14 protein-coding genes are annotated in these 9215 nt (G+C 57.5%); 5 read left to right on the top strand and 9 right to left on the bottom strand.

From position 1 onward, the window contains the following. Positions 1-375 (bottom strand): LysR family transcriptional regulator (locus QZ766_RS14295; protein ID WP_297203042.1); only part of this gene is annotated, 375 nt, incomplete at its 3' end. Further along, the gene (locus tag QZ766_RS14290) at positions 372-1181 is read right to left on the bottom strand and encodes a nucleotidyltransferase domain-containing protein (protein ID WP_297203041.1); all 810 of its coding nucleotides are present in this window, start codon (positions 1179-1181) and stop codon (positions 372-374) included. The genes QZ766_RS14295 and QZ766_RS14290, both read right to left, overlap by 4 nt. A gap of 116 nt (positions 1182-1297) precedes the next feature. Here QZ766_RS14290 and QZ766_RS14285 point away from each other — a divergent pair, with 116 nt between their 5' ends. Further along, positions 1298-1867 carry a GNAT family N-acetyltransferase gene (locus QZ766_RS14285; protein WP_297203040.1) on the top strand — a complete coding sequence of 190 codons (570 nt, stop codon included), beginning with the start codon at positions 1298-1300 and terminating at the stop codon, positions 1865-1867. Beyond that, complete coding sequence (gene fos / locus QZ766_RS14280) at positions 1851-2249, top strand: fosfomycin resistance glutathione transferase (RefSeq protein WP_297203039.1); 399 nt, start codon at positions 1851-1853, stop codon at positions 2247-2249. The genes QZ766_RS14285 and fos overlap by 17 nt, the downstream gene beginning before the upstream one ends. Before the next feature lie 52 nt (positions 2250-2301). Here fos and QZ766_RS14275 read toward each other — a convergent pair whose 3' ends face one another. Further along, a complete protein-coding gene (locus QZ766_RS14275) occupies positions 2302-2751 on the bottom strand; it encodes a type VI secretion system amidase immunity protein Tai4 (protein ID WP_297203038.1) in 450 nt (149 codons plus the stop codon). A gap of 262 nt (positions 2752-3013) precedes the next feature. Here QZ766_RS14275 and yedE point away from each other — a divergent pair, with 262 nt between their 5' ends. Together yedE and yedF are read left to right on the top strand one after the other, a co-directional pair. Next, positions 3014-4225 (top strand): selenium metabolism membrane protein YedE/FdhT, encoded by a 1212-nt coding sequence (yedE, locus tag QZ766_RS14270; RefSeq protein ID WP_297203037.1) that lies wholly within the window; start codon positions 3014-3016, stop codon positions 4223-4225. Then, on the top strand, positions 4222-4455 hold the full coding sequence (yedF, locus tag QZ766_RS14265) for a sulfurtransferase-like selenium metabolism protein YedF (RefSeq protein ID WP_297203036.1): 234 nt from the start codon (positions 4222-4224) through the stop codon (positions 4453-4455). The genes yedE and yedF overlap by 4 nt, the downstream gene beginning before the upstream one ends. 11 nt (positions 4456-4466) lie before the next feature. Here the strand turns inward: yedF and QZ766_RS14260 are convergent, their stop codons facing one another. The 4 genes from QZ766_RS14260 to umuD form a co-directional block, all read right to left on the bottom strand. Further along, a complete protein-coding gene (locus tag QZ766_RS14260) occupies positions 4467-4766 on the bottom strand; it encodes a nitroreductase (RefSeq protein WP_297203035.1) in 300 nt (99 codons plus the stop codon). Between the two features lie 39 nt (positions 4767-4805). Next, positions 4806-5024 carry a hypothetical protein gene (locus QZ766_RS14255; protein ID WP_297203034.1) on the bottom strand — a complete coding sequence of 73 codons (219 nt, stop codon included), beginning with the start codon at positions 5022-5024 and terminating at the stop codon, positions 4806-4808. A gap of 783 nt (positions 5025-5807) precedes the next feature. Continuing rightward, positions 5808-7070 carry a translesion error-prone DNA polymerase V subunit UmuC gene (umuC, locus tag QZ766_RS14250; RefSeq protein WP_297203033.1) on the bottom strand — a complete coding sequence of 421 codons (1263 nt, stop codon included), beginning with the start codon at positions 7068-7070 and terminating at the stop codon, positions 5808-5810. 2 nt (positions 7071-7072) lie between these two features. Further along, positions 7073-7492 (bottom strand): translesion error-prone DNA polymerase V autoproteolytic subunit, encoded by a 420-nt coding sequence (umuD, locus tag QZ766_RS14245; protein WP_297203032.1) that lies wholly within the window; start codon positions 7490-7492, stop codon positions 7073-7075. A gap of 277 nt (positions 7493-7769) precedes the next feature. Between umuD and QZ766_RS14240 the strand changes: the two genes are divergently transcribed. Then, positions 7770-8528, top strand: a complete 759-nt coding sequence (locus QZ766_RS14240) for an SDR family oxidoreductase (protein ID WP_297203031.1) — start codon at positions 7770-7772, stop codon at positions 8526-8528. A gap of 25 nt (positions 8529-8553) precedes the next feature. Here QZ766_RS14240 and pcaC read toward each other — a convergent pair whose 3' ends face one another. Further along, entirely contained in the window at positions 8554-8943 is a 390-nt protein-coding gene (pcaC, locus tag QZ766_RS14235; RefSeq protein WP_297203030.1) for a 4-carboxymuconolactone decarboxylase, read from the bottom strand. Further along, positions 8940-9215 (bottom strand): alpha/beta hydrolase (locus QZ766_RS14230; protein WP_297203029.1); only part of this gene is annotated, 276 nt, incomplete at its 5' end. The genes QZ766_RS14230 and pcaC, both read right to left, overlap by 4 nt.

Raw genomic sequence — 9215 nt, 5'->3', positions numbered from 1 at the left:
GCGCCGCAACTTCATGCCCATAATAATTTTCGGCACCGTTTCCAGCGTCAGGGAGTAAAGCGTGCCGATGCGCAGGCGGCCGCTGCCGACCCCCGCCACCTTACGAGTCTCCTCCACCCCTTTGCTCATCAGCGACAGCACCTCCTGCCCGTACTCCTGCAAGGTGAGCGCCGCCGGCAGCGGGATTAGGTTTCGCCCCTTGTGGACAAACAGCGCGCAGCCGATCCCCTCTTCCAGCGTATGCAGCGCCCGGTGCACGCTGACGCTGCTGAGCTCCAGCGCCTCGGCGGTGCGGGCGATATTGCCCTTTTGCATAAACATCATAAAGACGCTGAGCTTACGGAGGGTGATGTCCTGATTGATGTTGTCTTTCATTGAGGATCGCTATCGGTCAAAGAATGAGGGGCGGGATTGTACCTTATATCGGCGCAGCACCCGCCGAGCCAGGTCATAAATTGCCGCAGGCGGGTAATAAAGTCGCGCGTATCGTTGCCGGGGTTGCGGCTTTCCCGAACAAAATAATCGATATCCGCCGCGCGGCACGGATACCGTCTGCGAAAGCGATTGGCATACTCTTCCAGTGTGTCCGGCCAGTCGGCATCATTATCGCCGCGCAGTATATTGGTCGCGCGCACCAACCTGCGGGCCGCCGCCCGGCGCAGCAGCCGCCGCTGTATGCCGGTTTCCTCTTTATTGAGGTCCGCGATGTACTTCTCCAGCACGGTCATAACGTCACCGTTTAGCGCCAGGGCAATGTGTTTTGAAGGACGAAATGGCGGAAACCGCACGCTAAGATCGTCGCCGTAGATGCAGCGGCAGTGGTGCCTGAGCCAGTAGCCCCAGCTATACAGGTTTTCCGGCGCCAGCGCGTCGGCCAGCGTCCCCACATCGACATCTGTTTTACAAGCCACACCGGGATAACGACCGCGGCATTCGTCGATCCCGGCAATCACGCGGTTTTCTGCTTCAGTCGGCGGACGCTTCAGAATCAGGCAGACATCCAGGTCCGAGACACCCGGTAGCGCCCGGCCCTGGGCAACGCTGCCGTACAGATAAATGCTGTGCAGCGCGTCGCCAAGCCGCAAGGTGAGCCGGTTAACAACCTCCTCCACCAGCCCGCGAAATTCCGGCTGCAGCGCCCCGCTCACCGGCGCGGTAATAAAACCTGCATCATCAATCATGTGAATATCTCCCACGCAACGCTTAACGATATGCTCATCTTACGATTAGCCGCTACTCTTACTGAATCAGATTACCTGCTGCTGCGTTTATTTCGATTTCAGAAGCGAGGTTTACGATGGAACTACACTCTGCGCGAATGCAATACCGCCCGGTGCGGGACGACGATCTGGCCGATCTCTTTCGTATCTACGGCGATCCGGAAACCAACACCTACAATCCCGCCGGTCCCTTTCCGGATCTGGCCTTTACTCAGGGCGTGCTCGTCCGCTGGGTATCCCAGTGGCAGCGCGACGGCTTCGGCTGCTGGGCCATCACCCTGCGCCGCGCCCCGGAGAAAGTGATTGGTTTCGGCGGGCTGAACGTCCGCGACGCCCCCGAATGCAAAATCAACAATCTCGGTTTTCGTTTTGAGACCGGCGTCTGGGGCCAGGGACTCGCTACCGAACTCGGCTGTTTTGCTCTCCACCACGGCTTTACCGCCCTGTCCCTGATGGAGATCTCCGCGCTGGTGCGGCGCAACCACCTCGCCTCCCAGCGGGTGCTGCAAAAAGCGGGGCTGCGCTACAGCCGGGAAGTTGAGGACATCGCCGACCGCCCGCCCAGCCTGCTGTTTACCCTGACCCGGGAGAGCTGGCTGCATCACCTGCATAAACAGCGGGAGGCACTGCGTGCTGGCGGGGCTTAACCACATGACGCTGGCGGTGCGCGACATCGCCCGCAGCGTGGCGTTTTATCCGAGGCTGCTCGGTTTTACCCTGCGCGCCCGCTGGGACAGCGGTGCCTATCTTTCCCTCGACGGGCTCTGGCTGTGCCTGTCTCTGGACGACGTGGATGACCGGCGGGACTACACCCATTACGCCTTTACGCTGGCGGAAGCGGCGCTGCCCGCTTTTCGGGCGAGCATGCTGGCGGCGGGAGTGAGTGAGTGGAAGCGCAACAAAAGCGAGGGCGCCTCGTTCTATTTTCTCGACCCGGACAGCCACCGGCTTGAGGCCCACTGCGGCACGCTGGAGAGCCGGCTGGCGGCGTGTCGGGAAGCGCCCTATTCGGGGATGGTGATTTACTGAGGGCGGAAGCGAAACGTTTAATCCGCCCGCCCCTGTTCCCTGCAGGGCTATTTCACGGCGCGGGATGATCCTGACGCCAGCGCCGGTTTGGTTTCATCACCACCCTCTGCACCAGCTTTTGCAGCGCGGCGCTGTGGTAAAGATCGAAACACTTAAGCAGGTCGAACTTAATACCTTTAATCTCCGACTCGGCCAGCGGATTGCTGTAATCCCGGGCCAGATAACTGTCGACCAGCGCTTTAACCGCGTCCGGACTCTGTTCAAGATCGTAATAGGTCCAGTCGCGCAGCGCGCTGGCGCTGCTGCCGGCATCTATTCCGGCCTCTTTATTTTTGGCATAGGCCGTCGCAATGCAGGTTGCCAGAACCCCATCTTTATAGTTTTGCGCGTAGGTTCTTTCGCTGGCCTGCGGTGAGTTCTGGGATTCTCCTGCGGCGAAAGCCGCGCAAGTCCAAAACGCAATCAGGCCAGCACACAATACTGCGGATCTTTTTTTATTCACGGCAGGCCCCCCTAATAAAGCGACTTTCCGTGCCTGTAAAAGCCATGTTCGTCCTTGCTTTCATATCTGGAAATAAGCGAATAAAGTATCCAAAAGATTCCTGATGCGCAATTAGCGCTACGTTGATCATGACGGCACCGAGCGCAGCTTTTCATTCCCGTTCCTTTTGATCCTTTCGAGGTTTTTCCCCTGAAAACTCGCGTATTATCCCTCATCCTTTTGCCCTACGGGCAGCGTTCCTTCTGAGTTCAGAGGTACTTCTATGACATGGCAGCAGTTCCGGCAGGCGTGGCTGGTAAAATTCTGGTCCCCCGTCCCCGCGGTTATCGCCGCAGGCATTCTCTCTACCTACTATTTTGGCCTGACTGGCACCTTCTGGGCAGTGACCGGCGAATTTACCCGCTGGGGCGGCCAGCTGCTGCAGCTGGCAGGCGTGCATACTGAAACCTGGGGCTACTACAAGCTCATCCACCTGGAGGGCACGCCGCTGACCCGCATCGACGGCATGATGATTATCGGCATGTTCGGCGGCTGCCTGGCCGCGGCGCTGTGGGCCAACAACGTCAAGCTGCGCCTCCCCCGCAGCAGGATCCGTATTGTTCAGGCGGTGGCCGGCGGCATTATCGCCGGATTCGGCGCGCGGCTGGCGATGGGCTGTAATCTGGCGGCCTTTTTCACCGGCATACCACAGTTCTCGCTGCACGCGTGGTTTTTTGCTATCGCTACCGCCATCGGTTCGTGGTTTGGCGCGCGATTTACTCTGCTGCCTCTGTTCCGCATTCCGGTCACGCTGCAGAAAGTTTCCGCCGCCTCTCCGCTGACGCAAAAGCCTGACCAGGCCCGGCGGCGCTTTCGCCTCGGCATGCTGGTATTTATCGCCATGACAGGCTGGGGACTGCTCACCGCAGCGGGCAATCCTAAGCTCGGCCTGGCGATGCTGTTTGGTATCGGCTTCGGGCTGCTGATTGAGCGGGCGCAGATCTGTTTCACCTCCGCCTTTCGCGATCTGTGGATAACCGGCCGCTCCCAGATGGCGAAGGCCATTATTTTTGGCATGGCGGCCAGCGCGATCGGCATCTTCGGCTATGTTCAGCTCGGTGCCGAACCCAAAATTATGTGGGCGGGGCCCAACGCCGTCATCGGAGGCCTGCTATTTGGCTTCGGCATCGTGCTGGCGGGCGGCTGCGAAACCGGCTGGATGTACCGCGCCGTGGAAGGCCAGGTGCACTACTGGTGGGTAGGACTGGGCAACGTTATCGGCTCGACAATACTGGCCTACTGCTGGGACGATATCTCCCCGGCACTGGCCACCCGCTGGGACAAGGTTAATCTGCTCAGCGCCTTCGGGCCGCTGGGCGGGCTGCTGGTGACTTACCTGCTATTAGCTCTGGCGCTGGCGCTGATTATCATCTGGGAAAAACGCTTCTTTCGCCGCAAATCCGCATCGGCGGCAACCCTCAAGGAGACCGCATGAAAACGATTGTTCCCGATTATCGCCTGGATATGGTGGGTGAGCCCTGCCCCTATCCGGCGGTCGCTACGCTGGAAGCGATGCCGTCCCTGAAAAAGGGAGAGATCCTGGAAGTGGTCAGCGACTGCCCGCAGTCCATTAACAACATCCCGCTGGATGCGAAAAACCACGGCTACACCGTGCTGGATATACAGCAGGACGGGCCAACCATTCGCTATCTGATTCAGAAATAGCCGCCGGGGCGTCAGTCTACCAGCAGGCTGATGCCCAGCCGTTTCGCTTCCATCGTCAGAATATGCGCGCCCAGGGCGCGATCGCCGCGGTGCAGGCGGTCAAACAGCGCGCCGAGCAATACCGCGCTGAGATAATCGGCGTTCGCCGGTGAGTGTGCTGTAAACGCGATGCCGTTTTGGGCAAACTCGGCGTTGGCATCGGTTTCTGTCTGCGCGATAGCTTCCTCCACCTGCTGGATTAACGCCGCTTCGCGACGCGCGAGCGTCTCCAGAATCAGCGTCTGTTGCTCGGGAGTAAATTCCTGCTCCATTGTGTTTTCCTCTTTGGCTGTTGGTTTCTGTAGAGCATATTACTCGATCCGAACTTCACCGATGACCTCTTTGAGTTTAGTAATCAACCTACTTTTATCCCAACCCACATTGCATTTATATTCAGGTTTATCCCAGCAGCCATTGACGACTTTGTAAACGATAAACGCACCTTTAACATCAAAAGCCGGATACCAGCCGATATCAATGACTATCCCAGATTCAAAAGATAACTGTAATAAATTCTCATCAAGGACCATTATTTGCAATTCTATATTTTGTGTAAAATCTATTGCAGATAGTTCATCATAGATATTTATAAGTTCAAGATCGAATTCTTTGCCTAAAATAAGATATTTTTATTCATTTCAGAAGTTTTCCTTGCTATACCCGAAATAATCCGAGTTACTTGACCAAGCATCTTTGATGCTTTGAGCAGCGCTTGCGCTGACCCCGAAGGGGTAAGACTGCAGGCCGAGTAACGCGGAAAATGAGCGAATCCCCGAAAGCTTGACTTCCGTAACCGCCCTCAAACGGCGGTCTTTCAGGGCAAAACTCATGGATGTGCCGAAGACTCCAACAGGTACCAGAAATCTGCAGTCCTTCTTTAAAGTCCTCAATGATAATGAATGCTGATAATACGGCTTCACTAACCTTTCTATTATTTGCTTTATCTTCCAAAAAAGTATCAAGCATATTATCACCTTTTAATCCTGTTCAAGTTTTTATCGTATACCTTAAAGAACACCTCTTTTACCACTCATCTAAGAGTCATTATGACTATCAACGCTAAATGTAAAAGCGGGCAAATAATAGTGGCGCAGAGTCAGCATAAAACCCCACTCACTTTATCGCAATTTCATTTATATTAACGAGTACGAAAACGGATGTTAACTTCCAGCCATCTTTTATTTACACTTAAAGTCTTTTTATTTTAAAAAAATAATTACAAGAACCTATAATGAAACCGCCTAAATAAACTCTATTATACCCGTCCTCCTTCAGGCTGCCTGTACGTTACCTACGTTTGCTCCCCAAATAAGCTATTTCACCCACGGCAGGTCGCTGAACTGCGTGGTATATTTTGGCGAGAGCATCTCCCGCTTCATTGCCCAGGTTTTCTCGCTGCCCTGCCCGGAAAACCAGATGCGTCCCCGGCCTTTTTTATTGATATCGTCGACCACATCCATCAGCGCCGCGCTGTTGGGCTTCAGCGTCTGCTCGCCGAACAGATCCAGCTGCGCCACGCCGTTGCTGAAAAAATCCGCCAGCATGATACCGGCTTTCACGTAGCGGTGCCCCTCCTGCCAGATGCGATCCAGCGCGCCGGTGGCCGCGTGAATAATATCGCGGGTGTCATTGGTGGGGATAATCAGCGTCGTTGCCGCCTGCCGGGCGTAATAGCTCTCTCCGTCGGCGTGGGGGCTGGTGCGGATAAAGACGCTGATAAAGCGGCAGAACTGCTTTTCCCCGCGCAGCTTCTCCGCCGCGCGCTCGGCGTAGGTGCAGACGGCCTGGCGCATCTCCTCATAGTCGGTGATGCGGTAGCCGAAGGAGCGGCTGCACATGATCTGCTGCTTGGTGGGGGCGAACTCCTCCGGCGGCAGGCACTTTTCACCGCGCAGCTCACGCACGGTGCGCTCCAGCACCACGTTAAAATGCTTGCGCATCACCCACAGCGAGCTGTTGGCGAGATCGCCCGCAGTTTCAATGCCCATCATCGTCAGCTTTTTGCTGATGCGTCGCCCGACGCCCCATACCTCATCAACCGGTACCTGCGCCAGCAGCCGGCGCTGGCGTTCGGGGCTGGAGAGGTCAACCACGCCGCCGGTTGCCGGCCAGCGTTTGGCGGCATAGTTCGCGAGCTTGGCCAGCGTTTTGGTGGGCGCAATACCGACCCCCACCGTCAGGCCAATGTTCTGGCGCAGGGTGCGGCGGATCTGCTGGCCAAACTCAAGGAGCGGCATGCAGTGGGCGATGCCCGACACGTCGAGAAACGCCTCATCAATGGAGTAAATTTCAACGCGCGGCGCCATTTCCGCCAGCGTATCCATCACCCGGGCGCTGAGATCGGCATACAGCGCGTAGTTCGAGCTAAATACTGTTACCTGATGGCGGCGCAATTCCTCTTTAATTTTGAAGTACGGCGCCGCCATTTTAATGCCCAGCGCTTTTGCTTCCGCCGAGCGGGAAATTACGCAGCCGTCGTTATTGGAGACCACCACAATCGGTTTACCCTGCAAATCCGGACGAAAAACCGTCTCGCAGGAGGTGTAAAAATTATTAACGTCCACCAGCGCAAACATGGCTATTTAAACATCTTCACGGCGGAGGTGACGACGCCGACAATTTGCAGCTCGTCTCCATCCTGAAACGAAATGGCGGGATAATTGCGGTTGCGGGGGATCAGGCGCAGAAACGGCCTGGTCTGCAGCTCTTTTATCGTAAATTCACCGTCCACCGATGCCACCACGATGTCGCCGTGCCGGGCGGTCAGGGAGCGGTCCACCACCAGCAGATCGCCGTGGCTTATTCCGGCACCCAGCATCGAATCTCCGCTGGCGCGGATAAAAAAGGTCGCGCTCGGGTGGCTCACCAGCAGGTTGTGCAGGTTAATGCGGTCTTCCTCGTAATCCTGGGCCGGGCTGGGGAAGCCACAGGGCACCCGTTCGAGGAACAGCGGCAGCGGCGCGCCGTTATAAATGTGATAAGGGATGAGTAGATCCATAACGTCAATCCATAATTACTGTATATAAATACAGTATCGCTATCTATTCCCAACGATCAAGTCCCGGGGCCGCACTTTTACAAACGCCCTGCCGAACCGGCGAATTTATCACCCGAAGCCGCTCGTATCCTGGTCTATCCTGAAAGAGTTGCCGCAAATCGCGGGTGAACAGGCAATTTAAAGAGGCGCAAAAGCGCGTGCGCTGGCCGTATTCTCTTGCCTGCCACCTGCGCGCAACGCCAATTAACCAGGGCACATTAAATATGGAGAAAACCATTTGAAGATCTCAGGTAATACCATTCTGATCACCGGCGGCGGATCGGGCATCGGGGAAGCGCTGGCCCACCGCCTGCACGATCTGGGCAACACCGTCATTATCGCCGGACGGCGGCGCGAGGCGCTGGATGCTTCCGCTGCGGGCCGGGACAATATTCACGCTATGACGCTGGACGCCAGCAGCGCGGAAGGGATTGCGGATTTCGCGAAACGGCTGCTGTCGGCCTACCCCGCCCTCAACGTGCTGATCAACAACGCGGGGATCATGCGCTTTGAAAATCCCGGCGCGGCGCGGGATCTGACGGACGCCGAAGAGACCGTGACCACCAACCTGCTCGGGCCGATCCGCATGACCGACGCGCTGGTGGATCACCTTAGCAGCCAGCCTGACGCGGCGATTATTAACGTCACCTCCGGACTGGCCTTCGTGCCGCTGGTCACCACGCCCACCTATAACGCCACCAAGGCGGCGATCCACTCTTACACGGTGTCGCTGCGCGAGGTGCTGAAAGGTCGGGTGGACGTTATCGAGCTGGCCCCGCCTGCGGTGCAGACCGGCCTGACGCCGGGCCAGGAGACGCGGGAAGGCTATATGCCGCTGGCGGCGTTTATCGATGAAGTGATGGCGCTACTCGGGCAGACGCCGACGCCAAAAGAGATTCTGGTGAAGCAGGTGGGCTTTCTGCGCTTCGCCGAAGCGGAGGGCCGCTTCGACGATACGCTGGAAAAACTCAACGCCTTTGTGGCGAGCGTCAGCTAGCGGGCCTTGCCCGCCGGGCTGGCGGCTACTTCGCGCTGGCGTCTATCTCGTCAAACACCTGCTGGGCCAGATGCATGGTGGCGTTGGCCGCGGGCAGCCCGCAGTAGAGCGCCGAGTGCATGATCAGCTCCTTGAGCTCATCGCGGGTGACGCCGTTGTTAAATGCGGCCCGCAGGTGCATTTTCAACTCCGCCTCGCGGTTGAGGGCAATCAGCATGGCGATGGTTATCATGCTGCGGGTGTGATGATCGAGCCCCGGCCGGGTCCAGGTGTCCCCCCAGGCGTAGCGGGAGATAAAGTCCTGAAACTCTTCATTAAGCGGGGTCAGCTGCTGCAGGCTGCGGTCAACGTGGGCGTCACCCAGCACTTTGCGGCGCACAGCAATCCCCTGCCGGTAGCGTTCTTCGTCGGTCATTGATACTCCTTAAAAAAATCCAGCAGCGCGGCGCTGAACGCCGCCGGTGCTTCTACGTTGGAAAGATGCGAGGCGGGCAGAATAACTTCCCGGCTGCCGGAAACGTGCTGGTGGAGGAAATCCGCGTCAGCCACGGTGGTAACGGGATCGTGCTCGCCGGCGATAACCAGCAGCGGCGCGCGGACGGCGCCGATTTCAGCTCGCAGATCGGCGTGCGCCAGCGCCTCGCAGCCTTCGGCGTAGCCTTCGGGATCCTGCTGCGCCAGGGTTTT

This window comes from uncultured Pluralibacter sp. (assembly GCF_913775985.1).
Classification (GTDB): Bacteria; Pseudomonadota; Gammaproteobacteria; order Enterobacterales; family Enterobacteriaceae; genus Pluralibacter.
The sequence above is the reverse complement of the archived record's forward strand: the minus strand, read 5'-3'. Positions and strand labels throughout refer to the sequence as shown.